This window comes from Erythrobacter sp. GH1-10, from assembly GCF_045363165.1.
In the GTDB taxonomy this organism is placed as follows: Bacteria; Pseudomonadota; Alphaproteobacteria; order Sphingomonadales; family Sphingomonadaceae; genus Erythrobacter.
This window is the reverse complement of record NZ_JBJFLP010000001.1, coordinates 2,341,466-2,359,690: the sequence shown is the minus strand read 5'-3', so window position 1 is coordinate 2,359,690 and position 18,225 is coordinate 2,341,466. Positions and strand designations below refer to the sequence as shown.

At 61.7% G+C, this 18,225-nt stretch carries 14 protein-coding genes; 4 read left to right on the top strand and 10 right to left on the bottom strand.

What is annotated here, in order from left to right:
• Positions 1 to 20 precede the first annotated feature (20 nt).
• From ACI5KX_RS11730 to ACI5KX_RS11720, 3 genes are all read right to left on the bottom strand, one after another.
• Entirely contained in the window at positions 21 to 839 is an 819-nt protein-coding gene (locus tag ACI5KX_RS11730; protein WP_406810841.1) for an esterase/lipase family protein, read from the bottom strand.
• Positions 839 to 2,428 (bottom strand): WS/DGAT/MGAT family O-acyltransferase, encoded by a 1,590-nt coding sequence (locus ACI5KX_RS11725; protein ID WP_406810840.1) that lies wholly within the window; start codon positions 2,426 to 2,428, stop codon positions 839 to 841. The genes ACI5KX_RS11730 and ACI5KX_RS11725 overlap by 1 nt, the downstream gene beginning before the upstream one ends.
• Positions 2,429 to 2,592: 164 nt before the next feature.
• Positions 2,593 to 3,783 carry an NAD(P)/FAD-dependent oxidoreductase gene (locus ACI5KX_RS11720; RefSeq protein WP_406810839.1) on the bottom strand — a complete coding sequence of 397 codons (1,191 nt, stop codon included), beginning with the start codon at positions 3,781 to 3,783 and terminating at the stop codon, positions 2,593 to 2,595.
• 434 nt (positions 3,784 to 4,217) lie between these two features.
• Here ACI5KX_RS11720 and uvrC point away from each other — a divergent pair, with 434 nt between their 5' ends.
• Positions 4,218 to 6,161, top strand: coding sequence for an excinuclease ABC subunit UvrC (uvrC, locus tag ACI5KX_RS11715; RefSeq protein ID WP_406810838.1), 1,944 nt, complete (start codon positions 4,218 to 4,220; stop codon positions 6,159 to 6,161).
• A gap of 203 nt (positions 6,162 to 6,364) precedes the next feature.
• Positions 6,365 to 8,656, top strand: a complete 2,292-nt coding sequence (locus ACI5KX_RS11710) for an EAL domain-containing protein (protein ID WP_406810837.1) — start codon at positions 6,365 to 6,367, stop codon at positions 8,654 to 8,656.
• Between the two features lie 370 nt (positions 8,657 to 9,026).
• On the opposite strand, the gene ACI5KX_RS11705 is transcribed toward ACI5KX_RS11710, so the two are convergent.
• Both ACI5KX_RS11705 and ACI5KX_RS11700 read right to left on the bottom strand, forming a co-directional pair.
• Positions 9,027 to 9,641, bottom strand: a complete 615-nt coding sequence (locus ACI5KX_RS11705; RefSeq protein ID WP_406810836.1) for a superoxide dismutase — start codon at positions 9,639 to 9,641, stop codon at positions 9,027 to 9,029.
• Positions 9,642 to 9,729: 88 nt separating this feature from the next.
• The gene (locus ACI5KX_RS11700) at positions 9,730 to 11,223 is read right to left on the bottom strand and encodes a carotenoid oxygenase family protein (RefSeq protein WP_406810835.1); all 1,494 of its coding nucleotides are present in this window, start codon (positions 11,221 to 11,223) and stop codon (positions 9,730 to 9,732) included.
• A 136-nt stretch (positions 11,224 to 11,359) separates the two neighbouring features.
• Here ACI5KX_RS11700 and ACI5KX_RS11695 point away from each other — a divergent pair, with 136 nt between their 5' ends.
• Positions 11,360 to 12,178, top strand: a complete 819-nt coding sequence (locus ACI5KX_RS11695) for a universal stress protein (protein WP_406810834.1) — start codon at positions 11,360 to 11,362, stop codon at positions 12,176 to 12,178.
• Here the strand turns inward: ACI5KX_RS11695 and ACI5KX_RS11690 are convergent.
• Entirely contained in the window at positions 12,175 to 13,341 is a 1,167-nt protein-coding gene (locus ACI5KX_RS11690) for a glutathionylspermidine synthase family protein (RefSeq protein ID WP_406810833.1), read from the bottom strand. The genes ACI5KX_RS11695 and ACI5KX_RS11690 overlap by 4 nt on opposite strands.
• 159 nt (positions 13,342 to 13,500) lie before the next feature.
• On the opposite strand from ACI5KX_RS11690, the gene ACI5KX_RS11685 reads away from it, so the two are divergent.
• Positions 13,501 to 14,121: a DUF1190 domain-containing protein gene (locus ACI5KX_RS11685; RefSeq protein ID WP_406811367.1), complete on the top strand. Its 621-nt coding sequence runs from the start codon at positions 13,501 to 13,503 to the stop codon at positions 14,119 to 14,121.
• A gap of 6 nt (positions 14,122 to 14,127) precedes the next feature.
• On the opposite strand, the gene ACI5KX_RS11680 is transcribed toward ACI5KX_RS11685, so the two are convergent.
• Genes ACI5KX_RS11680 through ACI5KX_RS11665 form a run of 4 tightly spaced genes read right to left on the bottom strand, consistent with a single transcriptional unit; the run spans position 14,128 to position 18,172 of the window.
• A complete protein-coding gene (locus ACI5KX_RS11680; protein ID WP_406810832.1) occupies positions 14,128 to 15,048 on the bottom strand; it encodes an acyl-CoA thioesterase in 921 nt (306 codons plus the stop codon).
• Between the two features lie 42 nt (positions 15,049 to 15,090).
• Positions 15,091 to 16,116 carry a GNAT family N-acetyltransferase gene (locus tag ACI5KX_RS11675; protein ID WP_406810831.1) on the bottom strand — a complete coding sequence of 342 codons (1,026 nt, stop codon included), beginning with the start codon at positions 16,114 to 16,116 and terminating at the stop codon, positions 15,091 to 15,093.
• Complete coding sequence (locus tag ACI5KX_RS11670; protein ID WP_406810830.1) at positions 16,113 to 17,009, bottom strand: transcriptional regulator; 897 nt, start codon at positions 17,007 to 17,009, stop codon at positions 16,113 to 16,115. Before ACI5KX_RS11670 ends, ACI5KX_RS11675 begins: the two co-directional genes overlap by 4 nt.
• Positions 17,006 to 18,172, bottom strand: coding sequence for a GNAT family N-acetyltransferase (locus ACI5KX_RS11665; protein ID WP_406810829.1), 1,167 nt, complete (start codon positions 18,170 to 18,172; stop codon positions 17,006 to 17,008). The genes ACI5KX_RS11670 and ACI5KX_RS11665 overlap by 4 nt, the downstream gene beginning before the upstream one ends.
• Positions 18,173 to 18,225: the final 53 nt, after the last annotated feature.

Below are 18,225 nucleotides of genomic sequence, written 5' to 3'. Positions count from 1 at the left end.
AACCGGCAGCAGCGGTGTGCCTAGTTCAGGCTGGGCCGCGGAAACAGCAGGCGCTGGTGCGGCTTCGGCTCGAACGGCATCCATTCGCCTTCGTCTTGCGCAAGCCTGTCTGCGAGCGCGATCATCACGCTGGGATTGACCCCGAGCCCGCAGTGGCTGGCATAGACTTCGATATTCTCGCTCGGATGCTTGGCAGGGGTCTTGTGGGGATGCTGCACGCTGCCACGCCAGTGGACCACGCCATCGGTCTTGGTGAAGATCGAGGTCGTTGGTACGGGCGGCGCGATGTCGAGACCCTTGAATTGTCCGTCACGCAACCGTTCGGGCTCGTCGCCGTTGAAGAACTTGAACAGCCGCGCCGCATTGGTGTGATTGCGATCGTCTGAAATCGGACTGCCGAGGCTCACCACCATGCGGATCAGGTCTGGATTGAGTTTGGCAATCTCGCGCGCGAGCACACCGCCAAGGCTCCAACCGATCAACGAGATCTTGCGACCGCTGTCGTCGCGGAGCCGCTCCAGCTGCGCTTCGAGACGAGAGATAAGCGCTTCGTTCACTCTTACATTTCGTCCCGAATCCCAGCCATGCGCGTCGTAGCCGAGCTCGCTCAGCAACCGTCGCATTGGCGCGGTCGAATTGTTCGAAGCCATGAAGCCCGGCAGGACGACCACAGAGTGGCCGTCGCCTTTGGTCAGCCCGGAAAGCAGCGGTCGCATTGCGTAGAAGGCGCCGAGTTCGAAGAAGGCCCGGCCTTCGGCAAAGGTCCAGAACCGGTTGGGCGGAACCGCCGCTGGCAGGTCGTGCCCATTGGCATGGGGGCTCGGTGCGATGCTTGCCATCAGTTCGTCTCCTTCTTGCGACCGATCGTTGTCGTTGGCTTCCGCTTCGCCGGTGTCTTGCGCGCGGTGGTCTTTTTCGTCGTTGTCTTTGCAGTGGCGGCCTTTTTGGCCGGGGTCTTCTTCGCCGCCGGTTTTGCCGTCGCAGCCTTCTTCGCGGCGGGTTTCTTCGCGGCAGGTTTCGCATCGACCGCTTTTGCCGCGGCCAGCATCTCGTCGAAGCTGTCCTGAATGCACTGCGAATAGAATTCGGGATCGGGCATGATGTCGCGGCATGCGGTGAAGCTGATGATCGCTTCGTCGACATAGCTCTGGACGATGTGCGCGAGCCCCAGACCGTCGGTAAGGCAAATGAGCGAAAGCGCCATGCTCTCCATCCGCGCGCCGGCGGAGTAGATGTGCACCGGCGGGCCGGGCACATTGGTGACGACGGTGTTGAAAGGCATCGCGTATTTGTGCGCGAGGCCGACACGGCTGAAGAGCTGTGCGCCCAAGGCCATGTAGAGCAGCGGGTTGACCTTGCTCACTTCGGTCATGGTGCGCGCGCCGAGCGCATTGGTCAGCGCCTTCGAATTGCTCGTCTGGCCGTAAACATACTCGAGCCGTTCCTTGGGATCGGCGATATGGGTTCCGAGCGGAGCGATCATCGCCGCAACCTGGTTGCCCATGTCGCCTTTTTCGTCCTTCGAGCGGACCGAAATCGGAGCCATCGCCGTCATGGTCGATTTGGGCAGGTCGTCCTTCGCGGCAAGATATTTGTGCAGAGCTCCGCCGATGATCGCGAGCGCAACGTCGTTGACCTTGGCTTCGGGCAGCAGGGCGCGGATCGATTTGAGTTCGGTCAGCGAGAAGCTGCGTCCTTCGACCACGCGGTGCGGCGAGATCGACTGGTTGAAGCGAGTGCGCGGCGGGACGTAATCGGTCGTAAGCTTGAAATCGCGCGACAAGAGCCCGCGGATCGCCTTTGCCACGCCGGGGACCGCCTGCGCGGCCACCTGCGCCTGCTTGAGCGGGTTCAGCAGCGAATTGACATAGGATTTCCCTAGCAACTCGACCGCACTGGGCACCTTTTCGGGCTTCCAGTCATCGGGTTCGTTCGGAGGCGCGGTGTTGGGCGAGATCGTATGCAGCGCCTCCATCAGGTCGATGCCGCTCATTCCGTCGATCGCCGAGTGGTGGACCTTGGTGACGAACGCAAAGCAACCCGGCGGAAAATCGCGGACGTTGTCCAGCCCTTCGACCACGGTGAACTCCCAAGGCGGTCGGGTCAGGTCCATCGGTCGCGCATGAATGCGCGCGGTAAGGATGCACAGCTGGCGCCAGTCGCCGGGCTTCGGCAGAGCAACGTGGCGGACATGGTATTCGAGATCGAAATCGGGATCCTCGATCCAGTAAGGATAATCGAGATCAAGCGGGACCCGGACGAGACGTTGGCGCATCGTCCGCGAAAGCTGCATCCGGCTTTCCATGAAGTTCAGGATGTCCTTGAACCGCACAAATCCGCCCGGGGCGGTGGCCGGATTGTAAATCAACAGATTGCCGATATGCATCGGCGAATTCGGTGATTCCATCGCGACGAACGAGGAATCCATGCCCTGCAATTGCCGCAAGGTTCTCTCCCGCAGGCGAACCGGAAAGCTGGCTCGCTTCGGCCCGTTTTCGGGCTCTGTCAGCCGAGGTAGGCACATTTCATTGACAAAACAACCTCACGCGCGCGTGAGGCATTGCCGCTACGGAAGGGTCTTGCGCAACTTTATTACGTTGCGAGCGCCTGCGCGCAGGCGACGCCGCTGGCCCATGCCCATTGGAAATTGTAGCCGCCGAGCCATCCGGTGACATCCACCGCCTCACCGATGGCATAGAGGCCCGGAACTCTCCGGGCCTCCATCGTCTGCGAGGAAAGCTCTGCGGTGGAAATGCCGCCGATCGTCACTTCCGCCTTGGCGAAGCCCTCGGTGCCTGTGGGCGAAAAGCGCCAGTCGGCGAGCTTTTTAGCCGCGTCCCGCAAAGCTTTGTCGGGAACATTCCCCAACTCGCGCTCAATCCCCAGCTTTTCCGCAAGCGCGTCGGCCAGGCGGTCGGGCAGGTGCTCGCGCAGGGCGCTGCGCACGGTAGCGCGCGGATTGTCGCGCTTGAGATCGAGCAGCCAGTCGGTCTCGGCCTGCGGGACGAAGGTGATGCCGATTTCTTCTCCCGGTCGCCAAAAGGACGAGACTTGCAGGATCGCCGGACCAGAGAGCCCTTTGTGTGTCAGGAGCGCGGCCTCGTCGAAGCTCGCTTTTCCCGCGCGCGCCCGCACCGGAGTGGAAACGCCCGATAATTCGCGGAACAAGACATCCTCTCCGCCGAGGGTAAGCGGGACAAGGGCGGGGCGCGGTTCGACAACCTTGAGCCCGAATTGTCTTGCGAGCTCGTAAGCGAAACCGGTTGCGCCCATCTTGGGTATCGAGGGGCCGCCGGTCGCAATCACCAGGTTGGGAGCGCTGTAGACCTGACCGTTCGCCAAAACGCCGAACCGGTCGCCGTCTTTCGCTACCGCCGTCACATCCGCGCTACAGATGACATCCACGAACCCGTCGGGGCATTCGTCGAGCAGCATCTGGACGATCTGCTTCGCCGAGCCATCGCAGAACAGCTGGCCGAGCGTCTTTTCGTGCCATGCGATGCCGTGCTTCTCGACGAGATCGATGAAGTCCTGCGGGGTGTAACGTGCCAGCGCGGACTTGGCGAAATGCGGGTTGGCGGAGAGGTAATTCCCCGGCCCGGCGTCGATATTGGTGAAATTGCACCGCCCGCCGCCCGAAATCAGGATCTTCTTACCTGGCTTCTCCGCCTTCTCGAGCACCGCAACCCTGAGGCCGCGCTGCCCGGCAATCGCCGCGCACATCAGACCTGCCGCTCCTGCGCCAAGGACAATTGCGTCATAGCTCTGAGGTGTATCGGCCATCGTGCCGCGATAGGGCCGCGGCCCGGTCTTGCCAACGGGAGAGACGAAAAAGGGCGGAGCAGAGCCGCGTTGGGGCAGAACGTGGGCTCTGCTCCGCTCAATGTGACGGTGGCCGGTTAGGGCTGTGCCACCGTCTCAATCCCGCGAAGTTGCTGCCACTCCATGCTGGAGGCGACCGCTTCGCTTCACCTGAAATGCGCAAATAATCATATTACGACATTACAGGCCGTTAGATAACGCTGTGCAACCCGTTATTGATCGGTTCGCGACGTAAATATGAAATAGTGCAGAAATCAGCGATAAGATTGCGACTTACTGTGCATTTTTGCCGATAAGAGACCGTTCATTTCTTGTATTTCATAGCGAACCGGCGATTCTGGTGCCGCCAATCGCGGCGCTTCCATCTCGCCGATGTGCGTCCTATCTGTCAGCCTATGGCTAAAACCCCCGCCGGTTCTCCGCACGATCCAAGAGGGGCCGAACGTTTCAACGAGGAGCGCGCGGCCTATACCGTCGCTCGTGCGCAGCCGAATCTTGACGTCGGAGTCAATGCGATCCGGGAGACGGTCAAGACCCTGAAGCCCGTGCCAGGCGTTTACCGCATGTGCGATACGCGCGGCGATGTGCTCTATGTCGGCAAGGCGCGGAGCTTGAAGGCGCGGGTGGCCAATTACACGCAGGTGGCGCAGCTGACCAATCGGCTGCAGCGGATGGTCAGCCAGACTCGCAGCATGGAGATCGTCACCACCAATTCGGAAGCCGAGGCGCTGCTGCTGGAAGCGCAACTGATCAAGCGCTTCCGCCCGCCGTTCAATGTGCTGCTGCGCGACGACAAGAGCTTCCCTTTCATCCTGCTTCGCGCAGACCACGCATTCCCGCGCATTCACAAGCATCGCGGGGCGAGGAAGGCGAAGGGCAATTACTACGGCCCTTTCGCCAGCGCCGGGAGCGTCAACACTACGCTTAACGCCCTGCAAAAACTCTTTCTCTTAAGGTCCTGTACCGACAGCTTTTTCAACAATCGCGACCGACCTTGCCTGCTCTACCAGATCAAGCGGTGCTCGGCGCCGTGCGTGGGCCGGATCAGTGTGGACGATTACGACGCGCTTGTGAGTCAGGCGAAGGATTTTCTCGCGGGCAAGTCCAGCCAGGTTCAGGCCGATCTCGAAAAGCAGATGGCCAAGGCCGCCGAGGAACTCGATTTCGAGACCGCCGCAATCCTGCGCGACCGACTCCGCGCGGCGACATTCATCCAGGGCAGCCAAGCGATCAATGCGAAGAGTCTGGGCGATGCCGACGTCTTCGCGCTTGCGGCCAAGGGCGGGCATATCGGCGTGCAGGCGTTCTTCGTTCGCGGAGGGCAGAATTGGGGGCACCGCGCCTTCTTTCCCAGCCATACCAAGGACGTGGAGGAGCCGCAGGTGCTCGCGAATGTGATCCTGCAATTCTACGAGGAAGTGCCGCCCCCGCCGACCGTGCTGGTCGACCGCGAATTGCCAGAGGTAGAGCTGATCGAAGCGGCGTTGACCGAATTGGCGGATCGCAAGGTGCAGTTTTCGGTCCCCCAGCGCGGCGATCGGCGCAAGCTGATGGCGCAGGCGAGCCGCAACGCGGTCGATGCGCTCGACCGGAGACTGGCCGAGACCGGCACCAAGGCGAAAATAAACCGCGAGCTTGCCGAATTCCTTGAGCTCGAGGCCCCGCCGCAGCGGATCGAGGTCTACGACAACAGCCACATCCAGGGCGCGAAGGCGGTTGGCGCGATGATCGTGGCAGGCCCCGAAGGCTTCGAAAAATCGCAATACCGCAAGTTCAACATCAAGTCCGCTCAGACCAATGACGATTTCGGCATGATGCGCGAGGTGATGGAGCGCCGCTTCACCCGCGCGATGAAGGACGATCCCGACCGCGAGCGTGAGGGCGTGTGGCCCGACCTGGTGCTTGTCGACGGCGGCAAGGGGCAGTTGTCGAGCGTACAGGAGGTGCTGGGCGAACTCGGCATCGACGACGTGCCGGTTATCGCCATCGCCAAGGGCCCGCACCACGGGCGCGAGGGGCGCGAAGTGTTCCACTTTCCCGATGGCCGCGAAAAGACGCTGCAGACCAATTCGCCGTTGCTGTTCCACCTCCAGAACCTGCGCGACGAGGTGCACCGCTATGTCATCGGTGCGCACCGTGCCAAACGGTCGAAGGCGATCACCGCATCGCCGCTCGACGAGATCCCCGGCATCGGTCCGGCGAGGAAGCGCGCGCTGTTGCTCCATTTCGGAACTGCCAGCAAGGTCCGCGCGGCGGCATTGGAGGACCTGCGGCGCGCCCCAGGGGTCAGCGACAAGGTCGCCAGGCAAATTTACGATTTTTACCACGCGAGCGGGTGAAACCCCTGATCGTTGGCGTCGCGGGAGGTCTCGGGCGTCAAGGAAGTTCGTGCCGCACGGTCCGAAGTGGCTGAAATAATGAAACTTAAATCCCCGACTTGCATGAATGGCAATGGGAAACGGCATATTTACCTTCGTGTCGTAGGAATTCCGCAGCTGAGGATTGAATGCTGCTGGATAACGTTCAACGCGACTTCGCAAATGTGCGAATACGTCATGCAATCGTCGCCATTGTCGTGGCGGCGCTGCTGGCTGTCGTCACAATCTTGCGTCCGCTCGACGTTGCGATCTGGTCGCTTCAATCCAAGCTCTTCAGCAAAGCACCGAGCGGGGAAATCGTGCTGGTCGAGAACCAGTCCGGGCAATACGATAATTCGCGTGAAGCCATCAATCGCCAGCTTCTCAGCGCTCTCGACCAGCTCGACCGGGACGGGGTCGACCAGATTGTTATCCATTCCTCGCTGCAGCGCAGCGGCTCCGACGAAATCGACCGCGAATTGCGGGCGGCGCTCGAACGCAATGCAGACCGGATTTACCTCAGCCGACCGGTCCGCAATGACATCGACGAAAACGACCTGGTCGAAGCGGGCAGCCCCTATTTCGAACGCGGCATGCGTATCGCCAGCAGTGACATCCAGCCCGATTTCCTTCGGTTGGTTTGGGGGATCGAGGCCATCTACCAGGATGACGGCCGCGCTTACCCTGCAGTCTGGAACGTGCTCGCCTACCGTGGCGAGGGTGACGAGGCGGTTTATCCCGATTACACGATCGATACGACAGCACTGAAGCGGATCGATCTGGCGGAGCTGGGCTCGTTGGATCCCGACATTGCGGATGCCGTGCGCGGCAAAACAGTCGTGATCGGCGGTCTCCTGCGCGACAGGCGTTCGCTCAAGGCGCCGGACGCGAATGACGGCGATGTTTCCGCGAGTTTGATCCAGGTGGTCGCTGCGGAAACCGCGCTACGCGGAGGAGGCCAGTTTTTCGGTTCGCTGATCACGATTCCCGCGTTCGGATTGCTGTTGCTGATTGGTCTCATGCGCTTTCGCGGTATGACAAACCGTCGGCGCTTCTACGCATTCTGGATTTGCAGTTTCGGCGCGGTCTTCGTCATGAGCGCGCTTGTCGGTTGGCGGATCATGCTGGCCGAGCCGATGTTCGTGGCCATCTTCTTTGCGATCGCCCGCATGATCTACAATTATCGCAGGCGCCATCTCTTCATCGATCCTCGCAGCCGCCTGCCCAACTTTGCTGCGCTGCGCCGTGATCTGGAATCTTCTGATGAAGTTGATGGCACTGCGATCGTCGTCGCCAAGATCGCCCGCCTCGATGCCATCCTCGCAAGCCTCAACCAGTATGAGCAGGGACAGTATCTGCGCCAGATCGCATCGCGGCTGACGCTGGGCGACGCCGCGCTTACTGTTTACCACGATGGCGGGAAGTACTTCTCCTTCCTGCTCGCCGAAGTGGACTACCCTGATCTGCAAGCCCACCTCGAAGGCTTGCGAGCTGTCGTTTCGCAAGCCGTGACGATCGGCAAGCGGGCGATCGATGTATCCTTGACGGTCGGGGTCGACCAGTCGGACAACAAGGCCCCTTCGAGTCGTATCAGTTCGGCAATCGCTGCGGCGGACCAGGCCCGCGAGGCCTATCGCCCGGTTTTTATCATCACCGACTTCGAGGCTGATAGCGAAACCTGGGACTATTCGCTGCAATCGCGGCTGGAAAACGCTCTCTCCGACAACCGAATCTGGATCAAGCTCCAGCCGCAGGTAGATCTGCAAACGGGCCTGTTCGTGGGCTCGGAAGCGCTTGCGCGCTGGGTCGACGAGGAACGCGGCGAAATCTCGCCGGCGCGCTTCATCCTGCAATGCGAACGTGTCGGAAGGCTCGACGAGCTAACCAAGCGAGTCCTCCGGCTGAGTTTTGAAGCGTCGCGCTCGCTTCAAGACGAAGGGTTGCCGCCACGGACATCGGTCAACGTTTCGGCTATCCAGTTCGTCGACCAGCGGATTGCCGATCTCGTCGAACGCACCTTGGTCGAAACCGATGCCGATCCGAGCCAGATCTTCATCGAGATCACGGAAACAGCCAGATTCGAGGACTTCGCAGTTGCGCGCGATATCATGGAACAGATCGGCAAATCGGGAATCCGATTCTCTATCGACGATTTCGGCGTGGCCAGCGCGAACTATGACGCGCTGTACAATCTTCCGTTCTCCGAAGTGAAGATCGACCGTATGTTTGCCAATTCGGTTGCGAGGGACAAGAGCGCCCGCGCGATCGTCAGCAACATGCTGCAACTCGCCCGCGATTTGGGGATGGAATCGGTCGCCGAGGGAATCGACAACATGGAGACCTTCGAGATGTTGCGCGACATGGGCGGAGATCTTGCTCAGGGGTTCTGCATCGCCCGACCGCAGACATTCTCGCTTTTCCAAGAAACCATGCGTTTACAGAGGGGTAGCGGTATCCAGCGAAGCAGCCAAGGTTAATACTTTACAAAGACCTATTCTTAACGTAATCCTAATGCTCCTTTTGCAACAGGAGATAGGATCATGCTGCGTTCAATTTGGGACTGGATTTTCCGGTAAGACGCTAATTGACTACAACGATTAAAGGCCTCCTCGCGGAGGCCTTTTTTTGTTGCAGGCTACGTTTCGGCGCACGTTTCCTTGGGATCGCCGCGTGTGAGTACTTCCTGAAAAGGTTAACGCGCGCGATCCATATTTGCTGGCGAAACGAATTACTTGAAATTTGTCTCATGCGGCGCTTGGGCGCGGCGCGATTCTACAAAGAAAAGGCCCGGGCTGCGAGATGCAGGCCGGGCCGTTCTTCTTGCCAGGGGCAAGATTCTCTGGAGGATTAGTTTGGATAGGTCCAGGTTGTGCCGCGCGCGAGATTTTCGCTGGCGAATGCCCAGTTGATTTTCGAACCCACGACCGCATCGAGGTAAGACGGGCGCGCATTCTGGTGGTCGAGGTAGTAGGCATGCTCCCAGACGTCGATCACAAGCAGCGGGTTGACGCCGTCCTGATCTGCCAGCGTATCGCCGTCATGGGTTTCCTCGATGGAAAGCTCGCCGCCCTTTTCGGCCAGCCAGACCCAGCCGCTGGCGAAGTGGCCTGCGCCGCGTGCTTTGAGTTGGTCCTTGAGCGCGTCGACCGAGCCGAAGGCGGCGTCGATTTTCGCCTTGAGCTCGTCTGACGGGGCGGTTTCGCTACCCGCCATCGAATGCCAGTAGAACCCGTGGTTCCAGCTCTGCGCGGCGTTGTTGAACAGCCCCTGGTTGCTGCCACGGGCAGCCGCGATGATCGCTTCGAGCGAGGCATCGGCATGGGCCGTGCCTTCGATCGCATCGTTCATCTTCGACACATAGGCATTGTGGTGCTTGCCATGGTGAAACGACAGCGTGTTGGCGGAGATCGCCGGTTCGAGAGCGGTGTCGGGATAGGGAAGATCGATCAGTTCGAATGCCATTTTCGGGGCCTTTCTGTTGAATTTGCGATGTCTATAGTAACAATGCGTCGGGGCGACAAAAGTTGCATATTCGTCGCTTGCAGGCCGGTCAGACGGCCACTTGCGACCGCTGCAATTCCCTGTCCGCGCGAAGGAGCGCATGATCGACCCAGGTCGAATGCACCCCGCTCGAAATCTTGTGCGGGAGCGCAAGGCGGCAGATCGGGCCTTTCGCGATGTCGGAAGCATCGAGAATTGCGCATTCGGAGGTGCCCGAGTTCTCGTCGATCAGGAAGGTGATCAGATACCCGTCGTCCTCCGACGAAGCGCCCTTGCTCGGCACCATCGGGCTTTCGCTCGCGTAGACGCCTTCGGGCAGCTCGTAGACCTGCTCCTCCCCCGTCTCTGTGTCGTGGCGCACGTAGCCGTTGAACAGAAACCAGCCGGGCCGGGTCGTAGTCGACCAGATGTAGCGACTCTTCTTCATGAGATAATCGGGATTGATCATGCCGAATTCGACGATGCGGTCCGAGAGACGCTCTTCGATGGTCTCGCCGGTTGCGAGATTGAAGCGCCAACGGTGCAGCCGCGACTGGAACGAGTGTTCATCGACATAGGCCATCATGTGGCTGTACTCGCCCGCCTCCTTGATCGGATCTGGCATCGGCTTGTCCTGATAATAACCTTCCAGGACAACCTCGTCGCTTTCTTCCCATGCATTCGTCCAGTGCAGAACGTAGGTTGGCGAAGCTTCGAACCACCGGATGTCTTGCGCCTGGCCATGACGCGGGATCAGCGCGAAGCGGGTTGGCACGCCCTCATGGATACGAGCGGCATGGATGTCGCGCTTGAGCAGTTCTTCGTCCCAGAACAGCGGCATGTCGTTGAGGATCGACCAGTTCTTCGTAATCGCCATGTCGTGCGGCAAGCGCGGCCCGGGCAGGGGGATCGGCACGTAATGCACCAGCTTGCCGGCGCGATCGACCACGCCGTAATGCATGTGGGGCGCATGCTTCGAGTAATTGAAGAACATCAGCTCGCCGGTGGCTTCGTCCACCTTGGGATGGGCGGAAACCCCGTCGATCGGGCCCCACGGGGCTTTGCCGAGATTCTCCAGTGTGACCGGATCGAGCATCCAGGCCTCGCCACACTGGTAGAAGGTTGCGTAGGCGATCCCGGCGTGGACGATGATGTCGGTCGAGCCGGTGTCCTTCAGCGAGCCATGGGCACCGAAACCGGAGCGTTTCGAGAGCGCGGGCGGGTCCATCAGGCCGCCCCACAGCGCGCCGCCTGCAATTTGCTCCTCGGTGAAACAATGGGTTCGCACGAAGCGATTGCGGTAGCTCGCCTTCTCGCCCGATAGACTGACCTGGTGGATCATCGCATCCCCATCGAAAGGATGATGCCGTCCGAGCGGCTGGTGCACCGGGTTTTCGGTGTTTCTCAGGTAGATCCCGTCGATGTCGGTAGGGATCTGACCCTCGATCACCTCGAGCTCGTCGACGTCGACTTCCTCGTGAAGCGGCGTCCACGGCCCCGAAAGATAAGGGTGATTTGACGGCTCGAGCGTCGTTTTGACCGGCGGCTGGCGTGTGATCTGCATGAATTGCTCCCAAGCGCGAGGATAGCGGTTCGCCGTTCCGGAGCAAAGGGTATGAATGCGTTCAAAGATTGACGTGGATCAATGCAGCTACTTACCATCACGCGCATCGTCTCCGGGTCAGATAAGGAGAAGCCCCATGAAATCGATTCTCGTTCACGCCAATGACGACAGTTCGATGGAAGCGCGTATGCAGGTTGCGCTCGATATCGCGCGGGCGTCGGGCGGTCACATCACCTTCCTGCAATCGGTGAGCTACGAAGTATTCGCGCCCGGCGATTTCTACGGATCGGCGATGGCCGCTGCGTTGCCGCAGATCAAGGAGGCGGCCGAGGAGTTCCGCGCCAAGACCGAGACCGACCTCGCCAACGAGGACGCCAACTGGGAATGGAAGTTCCTCTACGGCATGGCCGAGAGCCGCCTACTCGAACAATCGGCTCTGCACGATATCATCATCGTCGGACCCGACGATGTCGGCGAGGACGGGATGCATCGCCCCTCGGCCATGGTCGGCCAGCTTGCGCTCAAGGCTCCGGCGCCGGTGCTGGTCGTCCCTGCGGACACCAAACGGATCGATATTCGCGCCCCAATTCTCGTCGCGTGGAACGGCTCCTCCGAAGCTTGTGTCGCACTGCGCGCAGCGGTGCCGCTGCTGTCGCTCGCAAGCGAGGTCTATCTCGCCAGCGTTTCGGAGCCGAATGACAAGAATCGCGCCGATTTCGGTGCCGACGAGGCTGCCGAATATCTAAGCCGCCACGGGATCAGGGCAGAGATTGTCGAGATTCCGCGCGGCGAAGCGAAGATTTCGGACACATTGTTTTCGGCAGCGCAGATGCGCGAATGCTCGATGATGGTGATGGGTGCCTATGGCCATTCGCGGCTGGCTGAAATGCTGCTTGGCGGAGTGACCCGGCGGTCGCTGACCGATCCGCAGCTACCAATATTTCTGGCCCACTAACCCAGAATGATATGCGGCAGGAAGCGGGCCAGGTCCCTTGTGATCGGGCTCGCATCCTCGCGCACCGACATGCCTGCCGGATCGTCACCTACGAGCCAGCTGCCGATCACCGCGTGGTTGTCGCCGTGCCGCGCGATCGGAGCATAGGCCTGGACGATGCCGCCTTCCTCGCCATAGCCCTGCTCGGGACCTGAGTGATGGCCTGAGCCGTCGAACAGCTCGATATCCGCGCCCTCGCGGCTGAAGAACGGTTTGGTGACGTGCGGCCCTTTCATCAATTCCTTCGCGCCATCCGATCCTGCGACGAATGCGGGTAGCAGGTTGCGGTGTCCGCGATGGCGCTCCCACAGCAGCGGCAGCATCGCCTTGTTCGACAACAGCGCCTTCCATGCGGGTTCTATGAACGCCGTATCCGACCTTGCCACCTGTGCAGCGAATTCCTCGCGCACCATGTCTTCCCACGGATACAGCTTGAATATCGCTCCGATCTTGTAGCCGTCCGGGTCGATGAACTGTCCGGTTGCATCGATCCCGACCCGCTCGATATCTAGGAACTTCGTCTCGAGACCGGCCTGCCCCGCAAGGTCCTCGAAATAGGCGACCGTCGCGCGATCCTCGACATGGTCCTCGACCGCCGAGAGATGCAGCAGGCTCCCGGGGGCGAGCATCTGGCCGAATCGTTCGACCAGCGCCTCGTGCAGCCGGTTGAACTGGTCTGTTTCTTCCGGAAGCAAGCCCGCCGCGATCATGTCTTCCAGCCAGCGCCACTGGAAGAACGCGGTTTCATAGACGCTGGTGGGCGTGTCGGCGTTGAATTCGAGCAGTTTGGCCGGGCCGCTGCCGTCATAGGCGAAGTCGAACCGGCCATAGAGCGAGGCTTCGCCGCCGCGCCATGAATGGGCGATCACGTCCCACATCGGCTGGGGGATGGCGAGCCGTTCCATCACCTCCTGCGAGCCGCAGGCCTCGTCGACCAGTTGCAGGCACATGGCGTAAAGCTCGGTCGTGGGGTCCTCGATTTCGTCTTCGATCTCGCGCAGGGTAAACTGCCAGCAGGCGCGCTCGTCCCAGTAGATCTCGCCATCGACGTGGTGGAAAATGAAACCGTTGGCTTCGGCAATGGCCTGCCAGTCCGGGCGCTCGCTCACCGATCTGCGCAGCATAAATCCCTCTTTCGGCGGCAAAAACGGACCGCGTCCATCTAATGATAACCATTTCTCCCTAAGCCAACCTTCATATCCGTCTGGACGGGGGAAAATCTGATGCAATTACCGGTCTCGCCGAAGCGTTCCAAGCGCTCTTCCAAAGTCGCCTTGACCACGATGGTCGCGTTGGGCGGCGGCGCGATGCTGTCGGCCTGCGGTGGCGGTGGTGCGCCCTCCGCCAACGCCAAGGACTCGGACAAGACCGAGGTCCAGGTGTTTGAGAACGCATTTGTTTGCGCCAAGGTGACCGGCAAATCGCGCGAGGAATGCGATGAAATGCGCGACGAAGCGATCGCGCGCGCCGAACAGGAAGCGCCGCGTTTCGAAGCGCTGCAGGATTGCGAGAGCGAATACGGTGCCGGGCAATGCGTTGAAAACGGCGTTGGCGAGGAACAGGCGCAGAGTGGCCGCCGCCACTATTCGCCCTTCGTCGTCGCGTGGTTCTCGAGCAAGGGCAATTCCAGTGCGCCGCTGTTCAAGAGCAAGGCGGGCGGATACCAGACCGCCAATGGCGCGCGGCTGGGCTATGCCGGAGCGCCGGGCAAGTATTTCGCATCGAACCGCGCAATGGAGCGGGTGAAGTCCGTGCCCAAGGTCAAGGCGGCGTCGAAGCTGGCCAAGGCCGGCGGTTTTGGCACGCGCAACGGATCGTGGAGCCTCGCCTCGCGCGATGGTGCATCGACCACCTCCAATTCTTCTACGAGCGGCAAGAACGGGTCGCGCAGCAAGGGCGGTTGATCGCGATTAAGGCTTTTTGCCTTTCCGCCGCCGCATCATGCCTTCCTGAGCGACGCTCGCGACCAGCTCGCCCGCGCGATTGAAGATTCGGCCCCGATTGAAGCCACGTCCGCTTCCCGACCACGGGGCGTCGGTGGCGTAGAGAAGCCACTCGTCGGCCCGCGCTTCGCGGTGAAACCAGATCGCATGGTCGAGGCTCGCGCCGACCAGTTCACCGCGCATCCACGACAGGCCGTGCGGCAGCGCGCTGGTGCCGAGCAGCGTGAAGTCGCTGGCATAGGTGATGACCGCGCGATGGAGCGCCGGATCGTCGGTCAGTGGTGCCGCGGTCTTGAACCAGGTGTGGGCCCGGGGTTCGCGCGGTTCGGCATTCATCCAGTGCAACCGGTCGAGCGTGCGCATTTCGATCGGCCTTGGACGCAGCATCAGCTTGCGTTGCACTTCGGAAAGCTTGTCGCCCATGCGCTCGGCCATCTGGTGGCGCATCTCCATGTCGGATTTGAGTTCCTCGGGCCCGGCGACGTCGGGCATCGGCGAATCCGCATGCTCGAGCCCATCCTCTGGCGATTGAAAGCTCGCCGTGAGGTTGAGGATCGGAGTCGAGGAGCCGTCTTCGTCTTCCTGCGCGGCGACCACGCGGCGGTTCGAAAAGCTGCGCCCGTCGAAGTCGCGCTCGATCCGGTATTCGATCGGAATGCCCTCTTTACCCCCACGCAGGAAATAGGCGTGGAGCGAGTGGGCCTGTTTTCCGTCCGTGACGCTTGCTTGCGCGGCTTGCAACGCCTGCGCGAGCACCTGCCCGCCGAACACCCGTCCAACGCCGCCCTTTTGCGGGTTGCCCATGTAGATGTCGGCGGCGCGTTTTTCGACGGTCAGCAGGCGGACCAGCCCGTCGACCAGTTGCTCGGGAGATGGAGTGTCGCTCATGTTTCGGCCATGCGAGCGACGGACGGCGAGGTCAAGCGGGTCTCAGCGGCTCCAGAGCGGCTTCAACAGCGCAGCCAAGAGCTTGCCACGCACGAACAGCAGGTCGGCCACCGGCGAATCCTGGTGCGCACCCATCTGGCGCTTGTACCCGCCATCGCCGATACCCCAGTCGATGCGTGCGATCCCGCGCGAGGCGGCATGGGTGAAGTCGTCGTAAAGCAGGACGCGGCCCGGAGAGTGCTTGTTGAAGCGTTGGTCGAAATTGTTGGCGATCAGATAGCGCGTGTCGCCGCAATCGAGGCCGAAAGTAAAGGCTGCAGGGGCTTCGCCGACAGTGAGCAGGCTGCCGCGGATCATCGCGGCGATTGCCGGATCAGCGGCGATGCCTTCCCAATAGGCGCGCAGTTCGGGGTTCAGGAATTTGGTATCGCCACCTTCATAGAGTTGGCCGACCCACGAATTGGCCTCCACCGTCGCAATGGCGTCGCGGGTTTCGGCAGTCCAGTCCAAGCCGGTAAAGCGCGTGATGGCGACCGGTCCGGTCTTTTCGAGCTGGCGGACGCGCCAGCGGTCCTTCTGCTGGCCCTTGGTCGACGGCCAGGTGCCGCTGGCGGTGAGGGTTTCGAGATCGAGCGCAAAGATCGAGCCGACCGGGCGCTTGAGGACGCTCCATCCCGACGATTGCGCGGCTGCGATCAATGTCTTGAGCGAGAGGTCGTCCTCGATCACCGGGCCGAGCCGCCAGACTTTGCCGAGTTCCCGCGCGACAGCGGATTGGCGCATCGCATCGGTCAATTCGTTCGCGCCGCAGGAGGCATCGACGGGGACGCCGCGAAACGGCCAGTAGGCTCCGGCAACCTCATTGATAGCGAGTGGCCCGATTGGCTTGCGACGCAGTGGGAAAGTGGCGAGCGGAACTCCATGAGCATTGCGAGCCGTTACCACTTTGCAGGCAGGCTCTTTGCCCGAGCGGAACCACGCCGAGCGGAAAAAACCGCGCTGCGGAAGATCGGCAGTTCCAGTGAGGTCGGCCGCACTGGCCTCAGCGATGGCAAAAGGAGCGTTCATGGATGCCCATGGGGTGCTGGCGCACCAAACACGCGGCGATAGGCGCGGAAGCCGATATCCTTGGGGCGGTTGTCGCCCGGCCAGCGGCGCGGGGGCTTAGGCACTATGCCGGCACGCCGCAGCAGCGCGTTGAAACACCGCGCCCCCGCCTCGGCATAGCTCCATTCGCTGCGCCAGGTGATCGACAGCGAGATCGAACTTTCCGGCCCATTCTCGACGAAGTGTGGAGCCATGACCGGCACGTAGAGGGCATCGCCGGATCCGAGCGCGAAGCGGGTCCCCTCTTCGGCGAAAGCATCGTCCCAGCGCAGTTCGCGCGGCCCGCCCATGTGATAGCTTTCGTGCATCGCGTCGGGTGCGAAGCGCGGATCCCCGGCGGGGAACTGGGTCATCACCTTCGAACCTGCGATCTGGAGCAGGATGTTGTACTCAGGGTCGAAGTGGTAGGGTGTGACGGCGTTTGGGCTCGAGATGAAGATGAACGCCTGAGGCGTCAGCAGTTCGCCCGTCGCGGCCTCGATTTCCGCCCGCAACTCGCCGAGCAGGTCGGTCAGCAGGGCGCGGTAGGCCGGAACTTGCTCGACGTTTTTCAGCGCCGCCCAGCTATTGGTCTCGTGCACCCGGCGGATCGTGTCGCCGATTGCCAGCCCGGTGGCCTCGGGCTTTCCATCGATGCCGATCGGAAGATCGCCACGATTGTATTCGACGCTCGTTTCCGGAAGCTGCTCCGCGAGGTCGGCCAATGCGCCGATTTCGAGCAAGGGGTGCCGATCGAGACCGTGGCGCAAGGTGTGCGGCTGCTCCGGGTAATGCCGTCCGAAACTGTCGCGCGAGTCAGGACCGAAAGTGCACGGCGCAGATTTGGCCTCCCAGTGGTGGGTAGGGGCGTTCATGATTGGCTTCTCCGGCGAGTTGCGAGGGCCGTAAGCTGGCGGAACGCAGCGCGGCGCAGCGATCCTCCGATAGCGATATTTCGGCTGACCAGCGTGCGGCGTTCGGTCCAGAGCCGGTCGATCATGGGATGTCCTTCGGCGGCGCAGCTGTCCGACCAGGCGATGCCCGGCCGATCGAGAGTGGCGAGGTTCTCGATCTGCAACTGCATGCCGGGCGAATGCGCGGCGTAGCTCTCGTCGAAGGCGGTCTTGAAGCTGTAGCAGCCCGGCGATGCGACAAAGCTTGCGAGCATGGCGATCGGTTTTCGGTCGAGCCTGAGAGCCAGCCGGTCGAGCTTTCCGGCCTTGGCCGCACCCCGCATGACACCGGTGAAGAAACTGCGCGTTTCGGTGGTATCGGCGAGCGATGAGGCGGCTTCCCCCTTCCACCCGGCCGCTTCGAGCGCGAGAAACTCGGCAATCCACTCGTCCAGCGCGAAGGCATCGTCGCGGCGCTCCAGCGTCAGCTCGCCTTGTTCCGCCAGGCGGCGGCGCTGGCGGCGCAATTCCTTGCTGTGCTTCTTGCTGAGCGACTGCGCGAGATAGTCGGCAGGTGACAGCGGCGAGCGCAGCATTGCACGATCGAGCCGATGCGCGATCGCATGTTCGCGTCCCGAGCCGTGGAGGACAGCTTCGAGCGCGACGTTGAGCGGTCCATCGGCATCGAGATGTGCGAGATGGAGGAAGAGGGCGAGGCCGGGTTCCCGATCGAGATGTTCAAGCAGCGTCGTCCAGAATCGAAGCTCATGCCCGGCTTCGACCAGCGGCGCGCCGTAGAAGGCGTTGTCGTGGAGCCACCCGGCGACATTTGGCACGGGATGTCCGTAATAGTTGCGCGTGCGTCCAACGGGTATCAGCCCGGTCAGCGCGCCATCTCCGCAGCAGGCGATGAGGGCGATGCGTCGATCGCTACGCGCAAAGGCTTCGAGCGAAGGAAGCAGAAACCAGGGTTCGTAGAAGGGATTGGGTTCGCTCGCCCGATCGGCGAGCTTCGTCCACGCGGCCAGGAATTCGGGGTCTTTCGCCTCGGCCACGGTGAGCGCGCGTATGCTCGCGGGCAGGCCGATCTCGCCATCCGCGCGCTCGGTCAGTTTTTTCAGGTCGGGCGTTCCCGCCAGATCCATCGCATTTGCCCTCCTGCAGCGCACAGGGTCGCGCGCCATGAGAGCACATGCCA

What these genes read in the sequence shown, in the direction of transcription:
- ACI5KX_RS11675 (WP_406810831.1), bottom strand. Translation starts at nt 16,116, where the DNA reads ATGAACGCTCCTTTTGCCATCGCTGAGGCCAGTGCGGCCGACCTCACT.
- ACI5KX_RS11725 (WP_406810840.1), bottom strand. Translation starts at nt 2,428, where the DNA reads ATGGATTCCTCGTTCGTCGCGATGGAATCACCGAATTCGCCGATGCAT.
- ACI5KX_RS11700 (WP_406810835.1), bottom strand. Translation starts at nt 11,223, where the DNA reads ATGCAGATCACACGCCAGCCGCCGGTCAAAACGACGCTCGAGCCGTCA.
- ACI5KX_RS11665 (WP_406810829.1), bottom strand. Translation starts at nt 18,172, where the DNA reads ATGGATCTGGCGGGAACGCCCGACCTGAAAAAACTGACCGAGCGCGCG.
- ACI5KX_RS11670 (WP_406810830.1), bottom strand. Translation starts at nt 17,009, where the DNA reads ATGAACGCCCCTACCCACCACTGGGAGGCCAAATCTGCGCCGTGCACT.
- ACI5KX_RS11685 (WP_406811367.1), top strand. Translation starts at nt 13,501, where the DNA reads ATGGTCGCGTTGGGCGGCGGCGCGATGCTGTCGGCCTGCGGTGGCGGT.
- ACI5KX_RS11730 (WP_406810841.1), bottom strand. Translation starts at nt 839, where the DNA reads ATGGCAAGCATCGCACCGAGCCCCCATGCCAATGGGCACGACCTGCCA.
- ACI5KX_RS11720 (WP_406810839.1), bottom strand. Translation starts at nt 3,783, where the DNA reads ATGGCCGATACACCTCAGAGCTATGACGCAATTGTCCTTGGCGCAGGA.
- uvrC (WP_406810838.1), top strand. Translation starts at nt 4,218, where the DNA reads ATGGCTAAAACCCCCGCCGGTTCTCCGCACGATCCAAGAGGGGCCGAA.
- ACI5KX_RS11705 (WP_406810836.1), bottom strand. Translation starts at nt 9,641, where the DNA reads ATGGCATTCGAACTGATCGATCTTCCCTATCCCGACACCGCTCTCGAA.
- ACI5KX_RS11680 (WP_406810832.1), bottom strand. Translation starts at nt 15,048, where the DNA reads ATGAGCGACACTCCATCTCCCGAGCAACTGGTCGACGGGCTGGTCCGC.
- ACI5KX_RS11695 (WP_406810834.1), top strand. Translation starts at nt 11,360, where the DNA reads ATGAAATCGATTCTCGTTCACGCCAATGACGACAGTTCGATGGAAGCG.
- ACI5KX_RS11690 (WP_406810833.1), bottom strand. Translation starts at nt 13,341, where the DNA reads ATGCTGCGCAGATCGGTGAGCGAGCGCCCGGACTGGCAGGCCATTGCC.